This window comes from Massilia aurea (assembly GCF_024753205.1).
Classification (GTDB): domain Bacteria; phylum Pseudomonadota; class Gammaproteobacteria; order Burkholderiales; family Burkholderiaceae_D; genus Telluria; species Telluria aurea.
Genome location: NZ_JANUGZ010000001.1, coordinates 754,877 through 779,139 on the forward strand (window position 1 = coordinate 754,877; position 24,263 = coordinate 779,139).

Below are 24,263 nucleotides of genomic sequence, written 5' to 3' on the forward strand. Positions count from 1 at the left end.
GGCGCTGCGGGCGACGACGCAACGGGTGCATGTCTGCATCATCCGTCATTTCACACAAACAGTAAATCCAGCAAAGTCAGAGTATTGATTCTGCCTGATTTATCGTTGCCCTACAACAACAACCTGTCCTGCTACAGATGAGAAGCCCCATTTTTTTGAACGATCAGACATCTTAAGCGCGTGTTCCATATGTTCCCTCCGCGCAACCAAATCAGTCAAAAAGAAATATTTTTCTTGAGAAATTCGGTAAATACGGTAAAATTCCTCACACCAATAATCCAGTAAAAACGAAACCATGATTACTTCCAACCATCTCCGTTTGACTGAAACAAATCCCCTGCTGATGCGCATCGTGATGATCCTGCTGTTCTGGACCACGGTGCTGGCCGGAACGAAGGTGTTCGCTGCCGATGCCCAGGTGGTCGATGTGCGCCTGCAAGCCTTCCAGGTCGTGACGCAGGACAAGGGCGGCGAAAAGCTGGTCCCTGCAACTGAAGCCAATCCTGGCGACACGATCGAATACCAGGTCACCTACCGGAACCACGGCAAGTCGGCCGCAAAGGGAGTAGCAGCGACGCTGCCGGTGCCTGAAGGCGCGATGGTCTACCTCGACGGCAGCGCAGCGCCGAAAGCAGTTCAGGCCAGTCTCGATGGCAAGCAGTTCAGTCCCCTCCCCCTGACCCGCGAAGTGATGCGCAACGGTCGCCGCACCGTCGAGCCGGTACCGCCCGAGCAATACCGTTTTCTGCGCTGGGACCTGGGCGATCTCGCGCCCGGCAAGGCCGCGACTGTGACCTCGCGCATGCGTGTCGCCGTCCCGCCGTCGGCCAGGCTCGCGCGCTCCTGACCCTTTGATGTCCTGACGTTTCGGCGTCGCTCTGCAACACTGCACAAATAGTTGTCTTTTTATTAACATAACAATCCGATCACCCTGTTCGATCCTGACTCACGCAAGTCCCATTACAAGGAAGCAGCCATGAAAACCCATCTCAAGCTCGTCGCCGCAGCAGCGCTGCTGGCAACCGCCAACGGCGCCTACGCCGCCACTGCGGCCGGCACCCAGATCACCAACCAGGCCACCGCCACCTATAACGATTCCACCGGCACCAAGACGGTCCAGTCGAACACCGTGATCACGACCGTGCAGCAGGTTGCCAGCCTGACGATGCCGGCCGGTACCGCCAAAAGCGCCGGCGCCGGCACCTCGGTCACCTACGCCCACAGCGTGACCAACACGGGTAACGGCAGCGATACCTTCGCCCTGTCGCAAATCAATACCGGCACACTGAACATGACCGGCGTCGTGTTCTACGCGGACGCCAACGGTGACGGCGTGGCCGACAACGCTATCCCAATCACCAGCACGGGCCCGCTAACTGCCGGCGCCACCTTCCGCTTCGTGGCCGTCGCCGCGCTGCCGGCCGGCGCCGCCAACGGCACGACCAACGTGCTGACCGTACGCGCTACCAGCGGCTTCAACGGCGCGGTCACCGCCGCCAGCATCGATACCACCACCGTGTCGGCCGCCGCCGTGCTCGACATCACCGCCAATTCGGCCGGCGCCGGCGCACCGGGCGCAGGTCCTGGCGTCGAAGCAGCTGCCGTGGAGACCAAGACCACGACGGCCGGCACGATGACCTCGTTCGTCCTGTTCCTGAACAACACCGGCGGCAGCCCCGACACCTTCAATCTGCAAGCGAGCACCGACGGCACGTTCGGCATGCAAATCCTGCCAGCCGGCTGGACCGTGGTCTTCAAGGACGCCAACGGCGCGGTCATTACCAACGCCACCGTCGCCGCCGGCGCCAATGTGCGCGTGACGGCCGAAGTAACCCCGCCAGCCGGAACCGCGCCAGGCACGACCGACCTGTACTTCCGCGCCATCTCGGGCATCACCGGCGTAGCCGACCGCATCCACGAAGCCGTCACGGTCGCGGCTGCCGATTCGCTCGTCGAGCTGGTCAAGACGCAGGCCCTGGACGCCAACTGCGACGGCACCGCCGATACCGCCTTCAGCAGCGCGCCGATCGTGTCTGGCGCCGTGCCGGGCGCATGCATCCGCTACCAGATCGTCGGCACCAACAAGGGCGCGACCGTCATCAACTCGATGGTCATGACCGACACGATCCCGGCCAACACGACCTATCACGCCGGCGCCCCGGCCAACACGCTGCTGGGTTCGATCCTGGCGCCGGCCGCCGGCTTCGTCGGCAGCGTCTCGGCCAGTGTTGGCATGCTGGCCCCGGGCCAGTCGAACACGATGGCGTTCGGCGTGAAGATCGACTAAGTAGACCAACGTAAACCAACGCAGCGCCGCTCCGGCGGCGCTGCCTTCGAATTCCCAGACTCTCGCGCGCCATGACAACCCTCCTCCGACACCTCGTATTTCTCTGCATGAGCTTTGTCCTGTGGTTGTCCTGCGACGCGGGCGCCGCCATCAACAACCGCGCCAGCGCGACCTTTGTCGGCGCTACCGGCAACAGCATCACCATTGAATCGAATACCGTGCGCGCCGTGCGCCCGGATTCAATCACCTATTTCACCTCGGCCGCCTACAGCCGCGTGGCGCGCGCGACCGAGATCAACGGCAACCTGTTCCTCCAGGTCGATGCCGCCGAATGCAACGTCGACAAAAATGTTGCCGAGCAGGTCAGCGTGACGCTGACCTCCACGCTGACGGGCGACCGGCAAGCCTTCACGGCGCGCGAGACGGGCGCCGACACCGGCGAATACCGCTTCAGCGCCGTCGCCGCAAACCACAGCGAAGACGAAGACCATGAGGACGACGCTGCCGACGGCATCGTTGAAGTGATGAAGAACGACACCCTGCTGGCCAGCGTCGAAGGCTGCGGCAGCGGCATGATCCAGACCGCGATCCTGGTCGACCCGATCGGCATCGTCTACGACAGCCGCAGCAACCTGCCGCTGCCGGGCGCGACCGTGAGCCTGATCGACATCACCGGCGCCGGCAACGGCGGCGCGCCTGGTGGACCGGCCCGCGTGTTCGGCGTGGATGGCGTCACGCCCGCGCCAAGCACCGTCATCACCGATCGCGGTGGCATGTATCAGTTTCCGCTGGTGGCACCGAGCCTGTATCGCCTGCAGGTCACCCCGCCGTCGAACTATGGCTTCCCGTCAAAGCGCGCCATCGGTGAACTGCCGGCCGGCCGCACCACCAACCTGTATGGCTCGTTCGGCGGCGAGTTCATCGTCAGCGAAACCTCGGGCGTGGTCACGATCGACGTGCCGCTCGACCCGATTCCGGGTGTGCTGTACGTGGAAAAGAATGCGTCGCGCGCCGTCGTCGAAGTGGGCGACGTGCTCGACTACACGGTGCGCGTCCACAACACCGCCGAACAGGCGCTGGTGGATGTCGTGGTCGAAGACCGCCTGCCGGCCGGCTTCTCATTCGTGCCGGGCACGCTGCGCATCGATGGTGCGCTCGTGACCGACAAGTTCGAGGACCGCGGCCCGACGCTGCGCATTCCCCTCGATACGCTGGCCGCGAAATCGAACCGCGTGCTGCGCTACCGCGTGCGCATCGGCGGCGGCGCGCTGCAGGGCGACGGCATCAACCGCGCCCAGGCCACCAGCGGCGCTCCGCTGGTGCTGGTCTCCTCGGTGGCCGCGGCCAAAGTCAAGGTCAAAGCGGGCATCTTCAGCAGCAAGGGCTTCATCCTGGGCGACGTGTTCGCCGACTGCAATGTCAATGGCCAGCGCGACCTGGGCGAACCGGGCATCCCCGACGTGCGCATCTACCTCGAAGACGGCAGCTTCTCGCAGACAGATGCCGATGGCCGCTACAGCTTCGCCGACGTTGCCCCGCGCACCCACGTGGCGAAAGTCGACCTGAGCACCATGCTGGCCGGCCCGCTGGCCGTGCTGTCGAACCGCAATGCTGGCGACGCCGGCAGCCGCTTCGTCGACCTGAAAGACGGCGAACTGGCGCGCGCCGATTTCGCGCTGAGCGGCTGCAATCCCGATGTGCTCGAGGCGATCAAGGCCCGGGCTGCCCGCCTGCGCGCCGTGCTGGCCTCGGCCGCCGTGCTGACCGCCCCAAGTCCAGCCGCCGCGAAGGCCGCGCCCGAGCTGGACCTGGCCACGGTCACCAACCGCCTGGGCTTCATCGGCCTGGTCGACGGCGCCATCCTGCCACACGCCCAGCCGACGATCCGCGTCAAGGGCGGCGCCGGTTCGAGCTTTACGCTGCTGGTCGATGGCGTGGCCGTGGACGACAGCCATATCGGCAAGCAGGACACGGTGGCGGCGCAGGCACTCGAGCTGCGCGACTATGTCGGCGTGACCCTGAAACCTGGCCACAACCTGATCGAAGTGCGCGAGACGGACAGCTTCGGCAACCCGCGCGGCAGCAGCGTCGTCGACGTCATCGTGCCGGGCGCCCTGGCGCGCCTGTCGGTCGCCCCGCTGGTCGAATCCGCGCCGGCCGACGGCCGTTCGCTGGCGATGGTCGCCGTGCGCCTCGAAGACGCACAAGGCGTGCTGATCGCCGAACGCACGCCGGTCACTTTGGCCGCCAGCGCCGGCCAGTGGGACCAGCCCGACCTCGATCCACGCGAGCCAGGCCACCAAGTCTTCGTCGAAGGCGGCAGCGCCGAATTCGCGCTGCGCACGGCACCGGACGCCGGTGAAGCCCGCCTGCAGGCCACCAGTGGCCTGCTGCGCGCGAAGAACACGCTGCGCTTCCTGCCAGCCCTGCGCCCGATGGTGGCGGCCGGCGTCGTCGAAGGCGCCTTCAGCCTGAACCGCAGCCGCGGCAATACCGCCACCCCGCAGCGCGATTTCGACGGCTTCGAAGACCGCCTGCGCCACGTGGCAGGGGGTGAGAACGCCAACGCCGGCGCCCGCGCCGCCATGTTCGCCAAGGGCCAGATCGGCGCCGATACGCTGCTGACGATGTCGTACGACTCGGACAAGGACACCGAACCGAAGATGTTCCGCGACATCAACCCGTTTGCCTTTTACCCGACCTACGGCGACGACGCGCGCCGCGGCTTCGAGGCGCAATCGGCCGGCCGCCTGTACGTCAAGGCTGAGCGCAACCGCTCGTACGTGATGTTCGGTGACTTCGTGCCGCCAGGCGTGACCCCGGCGCGCAACCTGGGCGCCTACAACCGCAACCTGACGGGCCTGCGCCAGCACGCCGAACTCGATGGTCTGACAGTCGATTCGTTCCTCAGCTATGACAGCACCCGTCAGATGGTCGAAGAATTCGCCGCCAACGGCACCTCGGGCCCGTTCCTCACCGGCGGCGGCCTGATGGTCATCAACAGCGAGCGCATCGAAATCATCGTGCGTGACCGCGACCAGACCGGCGTGATCCTGTCGCGCCGCGCCCTGGTGCGCTACGTCGACTACGATATCGATCCGCTCAGCGGCCGCATCCTGCTGCGCGCCCCGGTGCCGAGCCTGGACGAAAACCTGAACCCGGTCAGCCTGCGCCTGGCGTACGAAGTCGACCAGAACGGCGCACGCTTCCTGGTCGGCGGTGTCGCCGCCCAGTACCAGATCGGCAGCCATGTCGAAGTCGGCGCCAGCGCCGTCGAAGACCGCAATCCGGCCGCCCCGACCCGCCTGGTGAGCGTCAACGCCAGCGTCAAGCCGGATGAAAAAACCGTCGTCATCGTCGAAGCGGCGCAGATGGAAAAAGCCGGCCTGTCGGGTCGCGCCGCGCGCTTCGACGCCAACCGCACCGACGGCAAGCTCGAGAGCCGCCTGTTCCTGGGCCGCGCCGACGCCAACTTCGACAATCCATCGGCCAACCTGCCGAAGGGCCGTACCGAAGGCGGCGCCAATGTGCGCTACCGCTTCACCGAGCGCACCAGCGTCGGCCTGGAAGGCCTGCACACCGCCGACCTGACCACCGACGCCACCCGCAACGGCGTGCAGCTCTTTGCCGGCTACGCGTTCGAGAACGGCCTGCAAGCCGAAGTCGGCATGCGCCATTCCCGTGAAGAAGGCGGCGCCGGCGTCATCGTGGCCCAGCCCGACCTGACCAGCGTGCGCGCCAAGCTGGGCATGCAGATCCCTGGCCTGCCGCAGGCCGGTGTGTTCGTCGAAGGCGAACAGGATATCCACGACAATGGCCGCCGCATGGTGGCACTGGGCGGCGACTACCGCTTCGCCGGCGGCAGCCGCGTGTATGGCCGCCATGAACTGATCAGCAGCCTGGGTTCCACCTATGCGCTGAACCAGGGCCAGCAGCGCCACGCCACCGTGTTCGGTGTCGACACCGACTACATGCACGACGGCCGCGTGTTCTCGGAATACCGCGCTGGCGGCACCTCGCCAGCGGGCACCGTGACCGGCGAGCGCCAGGCCGAAGCAGCCCTGGGCCTGCGCAACCTGTGGACGCTGGGCGACGGCGTGCGCGCCAACACCAGCTTCGAGCGCGTCAAGGTGCTCTCGGGCGCCAGCAACAACGAAGCCATCGCGCTGACCGGCGCCATTGAAGTAAGCCGGCATCCGACCTGGACCGGCAACGCCCGTCTCGAACTGCGCCACGGCGCCGACAGCGATGGCCTCCTCTCGACGCTGGGCCTGGCCTACAAGATCGACGACAGCTGGACCTTCCTGGGCAAGAACACGCTGGCCGCCACCCGCTCGAATGCCAGCAAGGCCATGCGCGTGACCGAACTGCTGCAAAGCGGCGTGGCCTACCGCGCGCTGCAGTCGATCGGTATGAACGGCCTGGCCAAGTACGAGTACAAGCTCGAACGCGACGACGGCCTGGCTGACCTCAAGCGCGCCGTGCACGCCGTCTCGGTCGGCGCCAACTGGCAGCTGCGCCTTGATACCACCGTCAGCGCCCGCTACGCCGCCAAGATGGCGATGGACCAGTCGAGCGGCCTGTCGAACCGTACGGTCAGCCACCTGGTGGCCGGCCGCGTGACCCACGAGATCAATGCCGACTGGGACATCGGCGCCACCGCGCAGATGCTGATGGACCGCGACACGCGTGGCCGCCAGTACGCCGCCGGCATCGAGGCAGGCTACCAGCTGCAACGCAATATGTGGGTCTCGGCCGGCTACAACCTGCTCGGCTTCAAGGAACGCGACCTGGCCGGCGCCGACGCCACCGCCAGGGGCGTGTACTTCCGGGTGCGCATGAAGTTCGACGAGAACACGCTGCAAGGCCTGCTCACGGGCGACCTGCTCAAGTAATCAAGGATACCGACATGACTTTCGCACTGCTCTCGTCCCGCCTGCGCCACGCCTGGCTGCGCGCCTTTCTCGCCATCGTGTGCCTGCTCGGCGCCCTGCCCGCCATGGCCGACTGCACGGTGACCGGCGCCTGCATCACCGCCGGCCCGCGCCTGGCCAGCGTCGACACCGGCAAGAGCGCCCTGCTCGGCCCGCTGCTGGGCGGCATGCTTGGCACCGGCACGTCGCTCAATGCCGTTGACTGGAACGCGCTGGCCGGCGGCAACCTGAACCTGCTGAATTTCCTGAACGTGCTCAAGACCGACCTGGGCGTATCGACCCCGGCGCAGGCACTGAGCACCAACGTCACGCTGGTGCAGATCGCCAACGCGCTGGCAGTCGAGGCGCAGGCCGAGGCCAAGCCGCAGCTGGCCGGTGCGTTGTCCAGCCTGGCCTCGCAACTCAATGGCGTGGGCGGCACCGTGCGCCTGGGCGACCTGCTCAAGGTCACGGCCGACACAGGGTCGCTCGGCACCAGCACGGTCAATGCGCTCGACATGTTCACCGGCCTGGTCCAGCTGTACAACCGCCGCAACGTGCTGACCACGCCGCAGCCGGTCGGCATCTCGGGCGGCCTGCTGGGCGCAACGGGCGTGGTCAACAACCTGCAACTGTATGCGCAGGTGATCGAGCCGCCGGTGTACGTGTGCGGCCCGACCGGCTCGACCTTCCATTCGGCCGCGATCCGCCTCAAGCTCAAGATGGACCTGGTGTCGCTGACGCCGGCCACCAATTCGCTGGTCGGCGTGGGGCTGCTGCAAAGCGCGTCGGTGGGCATCGGCAAGCTGGATGTGTACGTGGAAGTCGCGCGCGGCCAGGGCAGCTTGAGCGCCGTGGACGCCGCTAACCGGGCCGTCACGCTGCAGGTGGCGCCGGGCGTGTCCGACATCTTCATCGGCAAGATCGACGACAGCGTGTTCTTCAACCGCAGCCGCGTGATTCTTGATTCGGACGTCGACTTCGGCACCATCGGTTCGCTGCGGGCCGCCGCGCTGGGACTGTTGCCGGTCGATATTGCACTCGACATCAAGAGCATCGTGCGTGGCCAGGCGCCATTTTCGACGAGCGTGACGATGTCGGGCACCTTCCCGCAGACGCGCACCGTGACCTCGAGCACGACCTTCATTACCAACGCGGCCAACAGCCTGGCGACGAACCTGCAGATCCGCAGCATGCCGGCCCTGGGGCTGTTGCAGGGCGCGGTCGAACCGCTCGTCAAGACGCTGGTGAAGGGCGTGGTCACGCCACTGCTTGCGCCGGCGCTGGCTGGGGTGGCCGATCCGCTGCTCGATCTGCTCGGCATCGGCCTGGGCGAAATCGTCGTCACGGTCGAAGGCATTTGCCAGACCTGCGACGACTTCAAGCTGACCAAGGCAGTGGACAAGGCCAATGCCACGCCGGGCAGCACGATCCTGTATACGATCACGTTCGAGAACAACGGCACCACCACGCTGACGCAACTGAAAATCGAAGACACCACGCCGGCCTTCACGACCTATGCCGACAGCGGCTGCGGCACCCTGCCTTCTGGCCTGGCCTGCGCGGTGGCGGCCAAACCCGAGGTGGGCGCAAACGGCAAGATCGAGTGGGGCATCACCGGTACGCTGGCGCCGGGGGCCAGTGGCACTGTCACCGTGACGGTAAAGCTACAATAGCGTCCCATTGTTCACGACCGACAGTTACAATACAGAAACGGGTTATCACGTTTCACTATCGTAATTTGTGATAATTTGATAGATTGTTGACTTGCCTATGTGTATTCGTTACGCATCCAGGTGGCTTGATCCGGTTGTTTTCGATGCGTTGTTGCTCTGACGACACGCAATCGGGTGGATCATCGGCCCCCGGTCGGGAGGCTTTTAACCACCTGCACAATTCTATTTCATGATATCGCACAGCAGTCCGGCGCCGGCGCCGACCGACCCCGCTTCCGCAGAAGTCTGCTCGACCAAGGAGGCCGCGAGCCTGCTTGGCGTATCGCACCGGACCGTGCAACTCTGGGTCGAAAGCGGCGTTCTGCAAGCCTGGAAAACCGCCGGCGGCCACCGCCGTATCCTGCTCACGTCGGTACATCGCCTGGTAGCACAGCGCAATCACGCAGTCACCGGCGGTCAACCTGCACCGGCGCCCCCTGCCAGGCCGACGCCTGCCGGCCGGCGCATCGTGATGGCCGACGACGACGCGACCCTGCTGCGCCTGTACGAGCTGGAAATGTCGGGCTGGGGCCTCGACGCTCAGCTGATCAAGGCGCGCGACGGCTTCGATGCGCTGATCCGGATCGGCGAAGCGCGACCCGACCTGTTGATCAGCGACTTGAATATGCCGGGCATGGATGGTTTCCGCATGGTACGTACACTGCGCGCTGACCCGCGCTATGGCAATATGGCAATCATCGTCATCAGCGGCCTCGATCCTGCAACCATCAAGTCGATGGGCCTGCCCGATGACATCCCGGTATTCGCCAAACCGGTGCGCTTCCCCGAACTGCGCGCCCGGATCGAACGCATCTTCAGTGACATCGACGGGGCGGCTGCCCGCGACTGACAGGACCGACATCATGCATTCCGAGCCGGACCGACACCCCCTGGTTGCCCCGACTTTGCCTGCGCCGCAATCCATCCCCCAGTCCGACCAGGCCCGCGTGCGCGCGCTGCACGAACTCGCCCTGCTCGACACCCCGCCCGAAGAACGGTTCGACCGCATCACGCGCCTGGCCTGCCGCCTGCTCGGCGTGCCCATTTCGCTGATCGCGCTGGTCGACGCCGACCGCCAGTGGTTCAAGTCGCGCGTGGGCATCGATCTGCACGAAACCACGCGCGTGACCTCGTTCTGCACCCACACGATCGAGCACGAAAATGGCCTGGTGATCGACGACGCGCGCCTCGATCCCCGCTTTGCCCACAACCCGTTCGTCACCGGTGCGCCGGACGTGCGCTTCTATGCCGGCATTCCGCTGGCCGCGCCGGACGGCAGCCGGGTCGGCGCGCTGTGCGTGATCGATCGCGAGGTGCGCCATTTCGATGACGAGCAGATGGCCACGCTGCGCGACCTGGCCGCCATTGCGGGCGACGAATTGCGCGCGCGGCCGGCAGGCCGCCCCGCGCCCGAAGGCTGGGAAAAGGCGCTGGTGGCCCACCTGCCCGACGGCATCCTGATGCTCAATGCGCAAGGCAATATCGTGGCCGCGAACCCGGCCGCCGAAAGGCTGTTCGGCGCATCCGGCCCGCTGCTGGCCGGGCGCCCGCTGCGCGAACTGATGGACGAAGACCTGCTGCGCCTGCGCCGCACGGGCCAGTTGCGCGAAGGCGCGCGTTACGAGGCACTGGCGCGGCGCCTGGACGGCAGCCGCTTCCCGGTCGAGTTTTCGTATTGCCGCATGATGTGGGCGGCGCGCCCGAAGTTTGCCGTGACGGTGCGCGACATTTCGCAGCGGCGCGCCGCCGAAGAGCACAACCGCGCCACCGACGAACGGCGCCGGCGCCACTTCGCCACCGCCACCCACGAGCTGCGTACGCCGATGTCGAGCGTGCTGGGCTTTTCGGAACTGCTGCTCAAGCGCGAATTCGATCCCGCCGTCAGCCGTGAACTGGTCGAGATCATCCACCGCGAATCCGGCCGCCTGGTCAGCCTGGTGAACCAGCTGCTCGACCTGGCGCGGATCGAAGCGGGCGGGCGGGACGAACTGAAGATCGACGCCGTCCCAGTGGACGATCTGGTGAGCAGGACGCTGGCATCCCTCGAGGGCCTCGGCCAGGCACACCGCGTCAGCACCGACATCGCACCTGGCCTGCCGCCACTGGCCGCCGACGCCCAGAAGATGCAGCAGGCGCTGACCAATATCGTCAGCAACAGCATCAAGTATTCGGCCCCCGGCACGCCGATTTTACTGCGCGCCGCGCCCGAACAGTGGGGCGAACGGCCGATGGTGGCGATCCGCGTGCGCGACCGCGGCATCGGCATGACGCCCCAGCAGCAGGCCCAGGTCTTCGACGCCTTTTACCGCGTCGACAGCGACACGGCGGCGCCGGGCAGCGGCCTGGGGCTGACGATCCTCAAGGAGATCGTCGATCTGCACGGCGGGCGCATCGCGCTCCAATCCGAAGCCGGCGTCGGCACAGAAGTCACCCTCTATCTGCCGGTGGCCCATACCGATGACGGGCCAGCATCGGCCCGTCGGTAAGGCTGGTGTTGCAAGTGCCCATCAGTGCCGACGAGACCTTCCGGTTTGCCTTGACAGTCCAATCCGAACCGGTAAAATCAGCAAATATGAAAATTGCCGAGCGTCAAGAAAATACTGAGCCCGCCTGTGACCGGTCGGCCTTCTGCACCACCCGGCAAGCGGCCGAGCGGATCGGTGTCTCGCACCGCACGGTGCAGATGTGGGTCGAGAATGGCGCGCTGCAGGCATGGAAGACGGCGGGCGGCCATCGCCGCATCACCAATGCCTCGGTCGAGCGCCTGCTCGACGGGCGTCGCGCCGTGCTTGCCCCACCGCCCGCCATGGCGAGCAGCGCCCGCCCGATCCTGCCGCTGGGCGCCGCGCGCACTGTGCTGATTGTCGATGACGACGCAACGCTGCTGCGCCTGTACGAACTGGAAATCGAAACCTGGGGTATGGATCTCTCAGTGCGCAAGGCGAGCAACGGCTTTGAGGCCATGATGTGCATCGGCCAGGCGCGCCCCGATATCCTGGTGAGCGACCTGCGCATGCCCGGCATGGACGGCTTCGGCATGATCCGCAGCCTGCGCGACAATCCGGCCACCGCGTCGATGCCGATGGTGGTCATCAGCGGCATGGACAAGCCGACCGTACTGGCCATGGGCCTGCCCGACGATGTACCTTACCTGACCAAGCCGGCGCCGCTCGCGGCCCTGCGCGCCGCAGTGACATCGGCGCTACCACCGGCGCCCTGATCCATCCGCAGGACCCCATAATGAACGAGACGCCGACAAACCTCCACCCCACTCCTGGTTCTGCCCCCCTGCCCCCGGACGAAGCCCGGCGCCACGCGGTGCTGCTCGACCTGAATCTGCTCGACACGCCGCCGCAAGCCTCGTTCGACCGCATCACGCGCATGGCCACGCACCTGTTTAAGGTGCCGATCGCGCTCGTGAGCCTGGTCGACACCGACCGCCAGTGGTTCAAGTCGCGCGTGGGCGTGACGCTGACCGAGACCCCGCGCTCGGTGTCATTTTGCGCGCACGCCATCCTGCAGGACGACGTGATGGTGGTGCGCGACGCCCGCGCCGACGCGCGCTTTGCCGACAATCCGCTGGTGCGCGGCGAGACGGCGGCGCGCTTCTACGCCGGTTCGCCGATCGACGTCGGGGACGGCATGCGGATTGGCACGCTGTGCATCATCGACAGCGTACCGCGTGAATTTTCCGACGCCGACCGCGCGATGCTGCGCGACCTGGCCGGCATGGTGGCGGGGGAAATCGCCACCATCGAGCTGCGCGCCGCCTGCGAGCGTGAACGCAGCAGCGCGCGCGCACTGCGCACGCTGCTCGAACACCTGCCCGACGCCGTGCTGCTGCTCGACGCCGGGGGCCGGATCCTGTCGTGCAATCCCGCCGCCGAGCAGTTGTTCGGGGCGCCCAGCCGCGCGCTGGCGGACCACCCGTCGGCTCTGCTGATCGGCATGGCGCCGCAGGTCGTCTCGCGCCGCGAGGGCAATGCCCGCCGGATCGATGGCAGCAGCTTTGCCGCCGAAATATCGATTGCCGAAATGACGCTCGACGAACATGTACACCTGGTGGCCACCGTGCGCGACATGGACGGCCTGCGCGCGGAACGCGAACGGGTGCGCGCCGCCAACCAGCGGCGTCACGATTACTTCCGCACCGCCAGCCACGAATTGCGCACGCCGATGGCCAGCATCCTCGGGTTTTCGGAGTTGCTCCTCAAGCGCGAGTTCGACCCGACCACCGGGCGCGAGCTGATCGACATCATCCACCGCCAGGCCACGCGCCTGATCGGCCTGGTGAATCAGATGCTCGACCTGGCGCGCATCGATGCCGGCGGCGCGGCCCAGCTGCAACCAACCTTGCTCGACCTGGCCGACATGATGGCCAAGATCCAGGGCGCGCTGGCCAACGACGCGCACGCCGCACGGATCGCGCTGGCCGTGGCGCCCGGCCTGCCGCCCGTGACGGCCGACGCCGCGCGCGTGCAGCAGGCGCTGGGTAATATCGTCAACAATGCGCTGGCCTACTCGGCGCCGGACAGCATCGTCGATATCAGCATCTCGCAGCAGGAACGCGCCGGGCAAGCCGGCGCCGCAGTGCGGGTGCGCGACCAGGGCGTGGGCATGACGCCCGAGCAGCGCAAACAGGTGTATGACGCCTTCTGGCGCGCCAACGCCCTGCCCGACGTGCCTGGCAACGGCCTGGGCATGACCATCGTGCGCGAGATCGTGACCGCGCATGGCGGCGTGATCGAGATCGTGTCGGCGCCGGGGGATGGGACTGAGGTTGCGTTGTGGTTGCCGGCGGGTGCTGGTGTTGGCGATGCAGCAGCTGTCTGATGCGCCCGATTCTGGTGGGCGATGGCCAGGCCGGCCTGCGATGGCTGACTGGTTCCTGCGTTTTTACACTGCCTGCGCCAATAGCAGTCGTTAACTGAATCAATACATCAGGTTTCTTACAAGCGTCAGTCAATTTCATGAACAGCGTTGGATTTTGCCTCGCCAAAAAGCAGCTCGAGAAATTATATAAGCGCTTATGCAAATGCGTGTATTATCAAAAGATGAAACAAGGACTCGGCACCAAGTTGCGCCATCTTATCGAGCTGCTCGACGGCGCAGTAGCTGCTTCCTATACGGAGGCCGGCCTGAATTACCGCCCGCGCTATACCCCCGTCATGCGAGCACTGGCGGTACGTGAGCCGCGCACTATTGGCGACATTGCCGCAAGTGCTGGCATCACGCAGCCGGCGGCAACGCAGACCCTTGCGTTGATGCTGAAGGAAGAGCTTGTTATCCGCATGTCATCCGAAGATGGACGGCAAAAGCTGATCGGGTTGTCGGAGCGAGGGCGCGCGCTGCTGCCGCAACTGCAGCACTGCTGGGCGGCGACGACTGCGGCCGCTGCGACGCTGGATGCAGATCTGGCATACCCGCTGTCGGAAGTATTGGCGCAAGCAATTGCTGCACTGGAAGCACGACCGTTCGGCGCACGGATCCATGCCGCGCGCGAGCGAACCAACCACGAGGAGCCGTCATGAGTACCCAGCAATATGCCGTACCGTCCGCACTTCCGCTGCGCACCCGCATCCTGCGATATCCTTTGATCCTGGCGATCGTGGGCATCCTGGCGACAATCGTGCCGATGTTTGTCACGCTGGGCCTTACCGAAATCGTGCCGAAACCGCTGCGCCTCGGCTGGCCCATGCTGCTGTCGGCTGCAGTCGCGGTAGCTGGCTATCGCTGGTTTGTCATGCGTCTGGAACGCCGCCCGGTCACTGAGCTGGCTCTGGCTGGTGCGGGACGTGAACTATGGCGCGGACTCGGCATCGGCGTACTGCTCGTCCTGGCGACGTATTCGGTGTTGCTGGCCAGTGGCGCCTTCAGCATCACTGGTGCAGTAGCGCCAGGCGTGCTGCTGAAGCCTTTTCCTGAACAAGTCATGGTGGCCATCTTCGAAGAGATTGTGTTCCGCGCCATTGTCTTTGGCATGCTGCAGAAATTCTGGGGCACGAAAATTGCGTTGGGGGTGTCGACCGTGATTTTTGTGGTCGCCCACATGCCGAACGAAGGTTTCAGCGTGCTGGGCGCGGCGATGACGGCGGCGGCATCGCTTGCCCTCTCCGGCGCCTATCTGCTCTCTGGCCGTCTGTGGCTGCCGATCGGCCTGCATTTCGCATGGAATTTCTTGTGTGATGCCGTGTTCGCAGTCTCTGTCTCCGGCCACCCCGCTCGCGGCTGGCTTCAGGTCTCCACAAGCGGTCCAGCATGGCTGTCCGGCGGGGATTACGGCATTGAAGGTTCCATCGTCACCGGTATCACCTGGTCCATGGCTGCCATCGCGCTGCTCGCGATCGCATACCGACGCGGTCACTGGCGCTGAGGCTGAGGCTGACAGCGCCAACATTAACGATATTTAACGAATTAGCCACCCCCGTTTAAGCCTGCGCCGGGCATAGTCGAAGGTAGGGAACAATACGCTCTCCACCTTGCAAACGGATCCGACACCCATGCCCTCGATGACCCTTCCGCGCCGCCCGGCGCTGGCGACCGCCATAACGGCCGCCGCGCTGCTCTCCGCCTGCGGCAAAGACCCCAAGCCTGCCCCGCCTGCGGTGCCCGAAGTCGCCATACTGACCATGGCAACCACGAACGTCGCGCTGAACATCGCCCTGCCCGGCCGCACAGCGCCGTTCCTGCTGGCCGAGGTCCGGGCGCGGGTCGACGGTATCGTGCAGGAGCGCCGCTTTACCGAAGGCGCCGACGTGCGCAAGGGCGAGGCGCTGTACCTGATCGATCCGGCGCCGTACCGCGCCGCCGTCAAGAGCGCCGAAGCCGAGCTGCAACGGGCGCAGGCGACGCTGGCCAGCAATGTGTCGCAACTGAATCGCAACCGCGTACTGGTGAAGGAAAATGCGGTCAGCAAGCAGGAATTCGAAACCACCGAAGCAGCGCAACTCGAAGCGGCGGCCGATGTCGCCGCCGCCAAGGCTGCCCTTGAGGTGGCCCGCATCAACCTTGGCTACACCACCGTGACCGCACCGATCGCGGGCCGCAGCAGTGCGTCGGCCGTGACCCAGGGCGCGTATGTGCAAGGCAGCGCCGCCACCTTGATGACGACTATCCAGCAGATCGATCCGATGTACGTCGACCTGCAGCAATCGAGCAGCGAAGGCCTGGCGCTGCGGCGCGAGATCGCCGCTGGCCGCGTGCGCATGGAAGGCACCGATGCGGCCAAGGTCAGCCTGCAACTGGAAGACGGCAGTACTTACAGCCGCAGCGGCACGCTCGCGTTTTCCGGCGTGACGGTCGACCAGGCCACCGGCTCGGTCACGCTGCGCGCGCGCTTCCCGAACCCCGACAAGCTGCTGTTGCCAGGCATGTTCGTGCGCGCGAGCGTCAGCCAGGGTGTGCGTCAGGGGGTCATGCGCGTGCCCGCGACCGCCGTGACGCGCACGCCGCAAGGCACAGCCACCGTGATGATCGTTGGCCAGGACAACAAGGTGGCGCTGCGCACCGTGCGCACCGGCACGCTGGTCGATGGGTTCTGGCTCGTCGACGACGGCTTGAAGGCCGGCGAACGCGTGATCGTCAGCGGCGTGCAGAAGCTGCGGCCCGGCACCGTGGTCAAGGTCGCCACCGCACCAGCAGCGCCAGCAGCGGCACCAGCGGCACCAGCGGCCACGGCGCCTGCCGCAGCCACCGCCGCGCGCCAGGAATAAACCAAGATGCCAAAGTACTTCATCAACCGTCCGATCTTCGCGATCGTCATTTCGCTGCTCATCATGCTGATCGGCGGCATCGCGCTGCTCAAGATGCCGATCGAGCAGTATCCGCCGGTCTCGCCACCTTCGGTGCAGATCCAGGCGACCTTCCCCGGCGCATCGGCCGAGACCATGCAGAACACCGTGATCCAGGTGATCGAGCAGCAGATGACGGCGATCGACAACCTGCTGTACATGCAGTCGACCAGCGACGACACGGGCCAGTCGACGACGTCGCTGACGTTCGCCGCCGGCACCGATCCCGACATCGCCCAGGTCCAGGTGCAGAACAAGCTGCAGGCGGCGGTCCCGCGCCTGCCGAGCGAGGTCCAGCAATCGGGCCTGCGCGTGACCAAGTCGACGTCCGACTTCCTGATGGTGGCGGCGTTCGTTTCGGACGACGACAGCATGACGAAGTTCGACATCGCCAACTACGTGGCCTCGAATATCCAGGACCCGCTCTCGCGCATGCCGGGTGTGGGCAGCATGAACCTGTTCGGCACCCAGTACGCGATGCGCATCTGGCTCGACCCGGTCAAGCTGACGAGTTTTGCACTGACGCCGCTCGACGTGACGGACGCGATCCGCGCGCAGAACGTGCAGATCTCGGGCGGCCAGCTGGGTGGCACACCGGCGGTCCAGGGCCAGACCCTGAGCGCCACCATCAACCAGGCGACCATGCTGCGCACGCCCGAGGAATTCAAGCGCATCCTGGTCAAGGTCCAGCCGGACGGCTCGTCGGTGCGCATCGGCGACGTCGCACGCGTGGCGCTGGGGCCTGAAAACTACAACGTCGACGTGCGCTACAACGGCAAGTCGGCGTCGGGCCTGGGCATCCAGCTCGCCCCGAACGCCAATGCGCTCGATACCGCAGAAGCCGTGCGCGCACGCCTGAAGGAGCTGGGCGAATTCTTCCCGCCCGGCCTGCGCACCGTGTATCCGAACGACGTCACGCCCTTCATCGAAACGTCGATCAAGGGCGTGACCCACACGCTGATTGAGGGCATCGTGCTGGTGTTCCTGGTGATGTACCTGTTCCTGCAAAACTTCCGCGCCACCCTGATCCCGTCGATCACGGTGCCGGTGGTGTTGCTGGGGACCTTCGGCATCATGTCCGCGCTGGGCTTTACCATCAATACGCTGTCGATGTTCGGCCTCGTGCTGTCCATTGGCCTCTTGGTCGACGATGCGATCGTGGTGGTGGAGAACGTCGAGCGCGTGATGCACGAAGACGGCTTGGCGCCGAAAGAAGCGACGATCAAGGCCATGAGCCAGATCACCAGCGCGCTGATCGGCGTGGCCCTCGTGCTGTCGGCCGTGTTCGTGCCGGTGGCCTTCTCGAGCGGCACGGTGGGCGCGATCTACCGCGAATTCTCGCTGACGGTCGTGGCCTCGATGCTGCTGTCGGCGTTCATCGCGCTCACGCTCACACCGGCGCTGTGCGCCACGATGCTCAAGCCGGTCGACCCGGAACACCATGAAAAGAAGGGTTTCTTCGGCTGGTTCAACCGCTCATTCGATGCAACCCGCGACCGCTACCTGGGCGGCGTGACCCGCATCCTGGGCCGGCGCGCGCTGTGGATGGTGGTGTACCTGGTGCTGGTCGGCGCCGTGATCGCCCTCTTCATGCGCCTGCCAGGCGGCTTCCTGCCGAAGGAAGACCAGGGCTATATGTTCGTCCAGGTGCAGACACCGGCCGGCAGCACGCAGGAAACGACGGGCCGCGTGCTGGAAGAAATCAGCCAGTACCTGCTGAAAGAAGAATCGGCAGTGGTGGAAGCCACCTTCATGACCAATGGCGCGAGCCAGCCGCAGCGCGGCCAGAACCAGGGCCGCCTGTTCGTGCGCCTGAAGACGTGGGACGAGCGCAAGGACGAGGCGCTGGGTGTGTCGGCGCTGGCCAACCGCATCGCAGCGCGCTACGCCAATTACCAGGGCGCGACCATCAACACGGTCGAACCGCCATCGATCCGCGGCCTGGGCTCGGCCAACGGCTTCTCGCTGCAGCTGCAGGATCGCGGTGGTCTGGGGCACGACGCGCTGGCCAAGGCGCGCGACCAGCTGCTCGAGCTGGCGCGCAAGGAACCGAACCTGCAGCGCGTGCGTTTCACGGGCCAGGCCGACAACGCCACCTACAAGATCGACATCGACCGCGAAAAGGCCGCCGCGCTGGGCGTGAACCTGACCGAAGTCGACCAGACCTTCTCGACGGCCTGGGGCTCGCGCTACATCAACAACTTCCTCGACACGGACAACCGCATCAAGCGCGTGTACGTGCAAGCCGATGCCCAGTTCCGCATGAACCCGGACGACATCAAGCTGCTGTATGCGCGCAACGGCGCCGGCGAGATGGTGCCGTTTTCGAGCTTCGCCAGTGCGCGCTGGGCCTGGGGTTCGCCGGCGATGGCGCGCTACAACGGCATCGAGTCGGCCGAAATCCTTGGCCAGCCGGCGCCGGGCTTCAGCTCCGGCGAGGCGATGGCGATCATGGAGCGCCTGGTGGGCGAACTCCCGGAAGGCATCGGCTTCGAGTGGAGCGGCATCTCGCTGCAGGAATCGCAGGCCGGCTCGCAGGCGCCGCTGCTGTATGCGCTGTCGATCCTGGTCGTGTTCCTGTGCCTGGCCGCGCTGTATGAAAGCTGGGCGATTCCGATCTCGGTCATCATGGTGGTGCCGGTCGGTATCCTCGGGGCCCTGAGCGCGGCGACGGCCTTCGGCATGGAGAACGACGTGTTCTTCCAGGTAGGCCTCTTGACCACGATCGGCCTGTCGGCCAAGAACGCGATCCTGATCGTCGAATTCGCACGCGAACTGCAGATGCAGGGGATGGGCATTGTCGAAGCGGCGCTCGAATCGGCCAAGGTGCGACTGCGCCCGATCATCATGACGTCGATGGCGTTCATCCTGGGCGTGCTGCCGCTGGCCTTGTCGAGCGGCGCCGGTTCGGGCAGCCAGAACGCACTGGGCATCGGCGTCATCGGCGGCATGCTGACGGCGACGTTCCTGGCCACGTTCCTGATTCCGCTGTTCTATGTGATCGTCGCGTCGCGGGCCAAGACCCCGACGCATATCGATGACACGCCGGCCGACGGCGAGGCGGCCGCGGAAACGTCTGAACCGCAGCCGCAAGCGCATTGAGGTCGCCGTGAAACTGCTCCTCATCGAAGACAACGAGCGCGTCGCGCGCTTCGTCACCAAAGGCCTGAGCGAAGCCGGGCACACGGTCGACCATGCCGACAATGGCCGCGACGGCATGGTCTACGCCGTCACCGAGCCATACGACGCGATCGTCATGGACCGCATGCTGCCCGGTGGGATCGACGGCCTGGCACTGATCGAAACACTGCGCCAGCAGGGCAACCGGGTGCCGATCCTGATCCTGAGCGCCCTCGATGGCGTGGACGATCGCATCCGCGGCCTGCGCGCCGGTGGCGACGACTACCTGACCAAGCCGTTCGCATTCGGCGAACTGCTTGCGCGGCTGGATGCGCTGCTGCGTCGCTCGCAAAGCCAGGCCGTCGAAACCGTCATGACGCTGGGCGACCTGAGTGTCGACATGCTGGCGCACCGCGTCACCCGCGCCGGCAAGACGCTGGCGCTGCAGCCGCGCGAGTTCAAGCTGCTGGCCTATCTGCTGCGCCATGCGAACCAGGTCGTCACGCGCACGATGCTGCTCGAGAACGTGTGGGATTATCACTTCGACCCGCAGACCAATGTCATCGATGTCCACATCAGCAAGCTGCGGCAAAAGATCGACGCTGGCTTTCCCACTGCCTTGCTGCGCACGGTGCGCAATGCCGGCTACATGCTGACCGACCAGCCTTGAGCGAGACGCACACGATGCTCAGGCTCCCCAGTTTTTCCGCCCGCACGATCGCCATCGGTTATGGCCTCGTGACGCTGCTGGTGCTGGTGATGTTCGCTGGCCCGCTGTGGTACGCGTGGCATACCAATATCGGCGAGGTGCGCAGCCAGCTGCTCAAATCCGATGCCCAGCACCTGAGCAACCTGTTCATCCGCCAGGGCCCGCCCGCGCTGGCCGCCGCGATCGACAGCCAGGTCCACGGCGTGAACGACGGCGTGCGCAAGATCATGCTGTTCGTCGCGCCCGACGGCGCCAAGCTGGCGGGTAACCTGCAGGCGTGGCCCGAGGGCGTGCCCGACCGCGATGGCCTGTGCCAGGTAACGATCTTGGTCGACGACGTGCCACGCAACGTGGAGCTGGTGCGCGTGACGCTGGAAGACGGCTACCGGCTGCTCGTAGCCAGCAACCTGAATCGCTTCCAGAAGCTCGAACGCCTGTTCGCGTATGGCTTGCTGGGCTGCGCGATCACGGTGCTGCTCAGCGCCGCGATGGGTGGCCTGATGATCCGCCGCGCGCTGCTGGGCCGCATGCAGGGCATCAGCGACACCACTGCCTCGATCATCGAGGGCAAGCTGTCGCACCGGCTGGTCGAACCGGGCGATGGCGACGAGCTGCAGCAACTGACGCGCACCGTGAACCGCATGCTCGACCAGATCGAGCATCTGGTGACCGGCGTGCAGGATGTCTCGAACGCGATCGCGCACGACCTGCGCACGCCGCTGTCCGAGCTGCGCGCGCGGCTCGAGGAGTTGTCGGTCGCGCGGCCGGCGCCGGACGAAACCTTCGTCGAGATCGACGCCGCGATCGATGACGTCGACCGCGTGATGGGCATCTTCAATGCCTTGCTGCGGCTGGCCGAAATTGACAGTGGCAGCCGGCGCGCCGGTTTCGTCGATGTCGACCTGGCGGCGCTGGGCGCAGAGGTGACCGAGTTCTACGCGCCGGTCGCCGAACTGAAGGACATCGTTCTGGGCTTTGACGGCCCGGACAACCTGCACGTGGTAGGCGACCCTGTGCTGCTGGCGCAGGCGCTGGGTAATATGGTCGACAATGCACTGAAGTATGCGCCGGTGCGCGGCGCGATCGCGATCTCCGCACAGCGCATCGATGCCGACACGGTGCAGATCGTCGTGGCCGACAATGGCCCCGGCATCCCTGTGCACGAACGCACGCGCGTCATTGAGCGCTTCTACCGGGTCGATGCGAGCCGTGGCACGCCTGGCGTGGGCCTCGGCCTGAGCGTGGTCTCGGCGGTGGCGCGGCTGCATGGCGGCACGCTGACACTGGACGACAATCATCCGGGATTGCGGGCCACGCTGCGTATCGGCGCGGTGGCGCCGTGAGGCCGGTGGCGTCGGGCTCCAGCTTGGGTTCGGCTTGAGCTTCGGCTTGCGCTTCGGCTCAGGCTCCCGGCACCTGCCCTGCTGGCTGCATTTGCGCTACAGTGTGGCCTTTGTTGGCGCCCCACTCTGTCGGGCCACATTCACGGGAGAGCCCCATGCCTGAACCAGTTCCAACCAACGGCGACCTGACAAGACGCGCCGACGACCACTTCCTGCTCCACCTCGGCATCACCCTGGAGGTGCTGGCAGCGCCGGTGGATCCCGCCAATCCGACAGGTCTGCCGGCCCGCGCAACGAGCGTCTACCGCGCCATCATCGAAGCGCGCCAGGGCGATGAAGATATCCAGCCGCGCGGGGTCTGGCAGCGGCAACCAAAGCGCTCGGACTGGCCGCACGTCAGCAACCTGGCCGCCGGCGCCTTGCGCACCCAGGGCAAGGACCTGCAACTGGCCGCATGGCTGTGCGAGGCCCAGGTCCACGAACATGGCCTGGGCGCGCTGGCCCCCTGCCTGCTGCTGGCGCACACGCTGTGCGAGCGTTACCCGGCCGCCCTCCATCCGCAGCTGGAACACGACGATACCGAAGCCCGCGCGAACATCCTCCGCTGGCTGGACCAGAAGCTGGCCCCAACACTGCGCCAGTCACCGCTATTCACAACGGAAGACGGCCGCGCCACGACGTGGGCCGACTGCGAACAAACCACGTACGAGCTTGACGGCCACGCCACGACCCGCGGCACGCTGGCAGCAATGCCACCAGCAATCCTGACCGAGCGCATCACCGCACTGGAAGACGCGCACGCCATAATCGCCCAGCTCCAAGGCACCTTCAACACCCCGCGAACCACCACCGCACCGTGCCTGACGGCCCTGACCGACCAGGTACACGCCATCCTCTCAGCACTCCACAACGAACGCGCCGCACGAGTCCCAGCGCCAGCGCCAGCGACCGTGCCAACCGAAGCGCCGGCAGAACCGTCCGAAACACCAGCCACTGCAACCCCAACGAACACCCCCGCCCCCCACCACTTCCGCGACCGCGCCGACGCCTACGCCTGCCTCGCCGCCGCCGCCGCCTACCTCGCCCACCTCGAGCCACACAGCCCCACGCCCTACCTGATCAATCGCGCCGTCGAATGGGGCAATATGAACACCGGCGCCCTCTACCAGGAACTCTTCATCCGCCTGGGCGGCCAACTGAGCATCTTCGACATGGTCGGCACCGACATGCTCCCCACCCCGCAAAAACCCACCCCACCCCAATAACCCCTGATTTAAATTAGGGTCAGAGTCGAATTGTTTGCCAACTTCAGTAAATCAATTGTGTATTAATTCGACTCTGACCCCAATTAATTTGCAAGATTAACTGCTGAGCTTAGGGTCGGAGTCGAATTGTTTGACAACTTTGGGTAATTGCCCATTAATTCGACTCTGACCCTAATTGTTTAGAATGATTTTTTGGAGCCTGCCGATGCCCTTGTGCCATTAATTGCACAAGAGGATTTGCCTACTACCAGATAGCGCTACCAATCGCCAAAAACAATGAGGGTCAGAGTCGAATTGTTTGTCAATTTTTATAAATCAATTGAAAAACAATTCGACTCTGACCCTAATTTTTATGCAATTTTTTACGGGCTCATCTTTAAGAGCTCGAATACGGCATTTGCTAAAGGCTATTACCCAACAATTCTACTCTGACCCTAATTGTGGGGGGTTAGCTGCCGAAGTAGCGGCCGGCGCGGTGCCAGGCCATGACCATGCCGCTCATGGCGACGGCGCTCAGGGCGGACCAGGCGACCAGGTGGGGGGCGACCAGCAGCAGTGCCAGCGCCAGGATGACGCTGTCGATCATGATCTGGGTGCGGCCGGCGTTGATGTTGTACTGCTTTTGCAGCCACAGCGTGACGATGCCCGTGCCGCCGACGCCGGCGCCATGGCGCGCGAGTGCCAGGATGCCCATGCCGCAGAAGGTGCCGCCGCCTAATGCTGCCACTGCCGGGTGGACCCGGTCGATGACCAGCACGAACGGCATGATCTTGAGCAGGCCCATGATCATCGCGCTGCCGGCCAGCGACTTGATCGTGAAACGCGCGCCCATGAAGAAGTAACCAAACAGGAAGAACGGCACGTTGATCATCATGAACAGCGTACCGACCGGCACGCCGGTCGAGTACGACGTCAACAAGGCGATGCCGGCGACACCGCCGGTGAGCAGGCCAGCTGCATGCAGCAGCACGATTCCGATGACGACGAACAGCACGCCGACGATGATGCCGTACACGTCATCGAGCGTCGAATGCGGCTTGACCTCGATGATCGGACGCGATGGCTTGCTGGGGGAGCCTGGATACATGACAGACTGACTCACGCCCGCACCATCGCGCAAG

At 65.4% G+C, this 24,263-nt stretch carries 17 protein-coding genes; 15 read left to right on the top strand and 2 right to left on the bottom strand.

Annotated features, from left to right (window positions below):
* Positions 1-99 precede the first annotated feature (99 nt).
* Positions 100-297, bottom strand: coding sequence for a hypothetical protein (locus NX775_RS03115; RefSeq protein WP_258834668.1), 198 nt, complete (start codon positions 295-297; stop codon positions 100-102).
* Here NX775_RS03115 and NX775_RS03120 point away from each other — a divergent pair.
* From NX775_RS03120 to tssA, 15 genes are all read left to right on the top strand, one after another.
* Positions 296-847: a hypothetical protein gene (locus tag NX775_RS03120; protein ID WP_258834669.1), complete on the top strand. Its 552-nt coding sequence runs from the start codon at positions 296-298 to the stop codon at positions 845-847. The two genes, NX775_RS03115 and NX775_RS03120, sit on opposite strands and share 2 nt — an antisense overlap.
* 129 nt (positions 848-976) lie before the next feature.
* Positions 977-2,287 carry an NEW3 domain-containing protein gene (locus NX775_RS03125; protein ID WP_258834670.1) on the top strand — a complete coding sequence of 437 codons (1,311 nt, stop codon included), beginning with the start codon at positions 977-979 and terminating at the stop codon, positions 2,285-2,287.
* A gap of 107 nt (positions 2,288-2,394) precedes the next feature.
* Entirely contained in the window at positions 2,395-7,182 is a 4,788-nt protein-coding gene (locus NX775_RS03130) for a hypothetical protein (RefSeq protein WP_258834671.1), read from the top strand.
* 14 nt (positions 7,183-7,196) lie between these two features.
* Positions 7,197-8,876, top strand: coding sequence for a hypothetical protein (locus NX775_RS03135; protein WP_258834672.1), 1,680 nt, complete (start codon positions 7,197-7,199; stop codon positions 8,874-8,876).
* 229 nt (positions 8,877-9,105) lie between these two features.
* Positions 9,106-9,765 carry a response regulator gene (locus NX775_RS03140; RefSeq protein ID WP_258834673.1) on the top strand — a complete coding sequence of 220 codons (660 nt, stop codon included), beginning with the start codon at positions 9,106-9,108 and terminating at the stop codon, positions 9,763-9,765.
* 13 nt (positions 9,766-9,778) lie between these two features.
* Complete coding sequence (locus NX775_RS03145; protein WP_258834674.1) at positions 9,779-11,401, top strand: sensor histidine kinase; 1,623 nt, start codon at positions 9,779-9,781, stop codon at positions 11,399-11,401.
* An 86-nt stretch (positions 11,402-11,487) separates the two neighbouring features.
* Positions 11,488-12,135, top strand: coding sequence for a response regulator (locus tag NX775_RS03150; RefSeq protein WP_258834675.1), 648 nt, complete (start codon positions 11,488-11,490; stop codon positions 12,133-12,135).
* Between the two features lie 20 nt (positions 12,136-12,155).
* Complete coding sequence (locus NX775_RS03155; RefSeq protein ID WP_258834676.1) at positions 12,156-13,748, top strand: sensor histidine kinase; 1,593 nt, start codon at positions 12,156-12,158, stop codon at positions 13,746-13,748.
* 137 nt (positions 13,749-13,885) lie between these two features.
* Positions 13,886-14,446, top strand: coding sequence for a MarR family winged helix-turn-helix transcriptional regulator (locus NX775_RS03160; protein ID WP_258834677.1), 561 nt, complete (start codon positions 13,886-13,888; stop codon positions 14,444-14,446).
* Positions 14,443-15,288 (top strand): type II CAAX endopeptidase family protein, encoded by an 846-nt coding sequence (locus NX775_RS03165; protein ID WP_258834678.1) that lies wholly within the window; start codon positions 14,443-14,445, stop codon positions 15,286-15,288. The genes NX775_RS03160 and NX775_RS03165 overlap by 4 nt, the downstream gene beginning before the upstream one ends.
* Before the next feature lie 127 nt (positions 15,289-15,415).
* Positions 15,416-16,627, top strand: coding sequence for an efflux RND transporter periplasmic adaptor subunit (locus NX775_RS03170; RefSeq protein ID WP_307732049.1), 1,212 nt, complete (start codon positions 15,416-15,418; stop codon positions 16,625-16,627).
* A gap of 6 nt (positions 16,628-16,633) precedes the next feature.
* Entirely contained in the window at positions 16,634-19,807 is a 3,174-nt protein-coding gene (locus NX775_RS03175; RefSeq protein ID WP_258834679.1) for an efflux RND transporter permease subunit, read from the top strand.
* Positions 19,808-19,814: 7 nt separating this feature from the next.
* A complete protein-coding gene (locus NX775_RS03180; RefSeq protein WP_258834680.1) occupies positions 19,815-20,495 on the top strand; it encodes a response regulator transcription factor in 681 nt (226 codons plus the stop codon).
* On the top strand, positions 20,492-21,877 hold the full coding sequence (locus NX775_RS03185) for a sensor histidine kinase (protein ID WP_258834681.1): 1,386 nt from the start codon (positions 20,492-20,494) through the stop codon (positions 21,875-21,877). The genes NX775_RS03180 and NX775_RS03185 overlap by 4 nt, the downstream gene beginning before the upstream one ends.
* 155 nt (positions 21,878-22,032) lie before the next feature.
* Positions 22,033-23,142, top strand: a complete 1,110-nt coding sequence (tssA, locus tag NX775_RS03190) for a type VI secretion system protein TssA (protein WP_258834682.1) — start codon at positions 22,033-22,035, stop codon at positions 23,140-23,142.
* Between the two features lie 448 nt (positions 23,143-23,590).
* Here the strand turns inward: tssA and NX775_RS03195 are convergent, their stop codons facing one another.
* Positions 23,591-24,244 carry a YitT family protein gene (locus tag NX775_RS03195; RefSeq protein ID WP_258834683.1) on the bottom strand — a complete coding sequence of 218 codons (654 nt, stop codon included), beginning with the start codon at positions 24,242-24,244 and terminating at the stop codon, positions 23,591-23,593.
* Positions 24,245-24,263 lie beyond the last annotated feature (19 nt).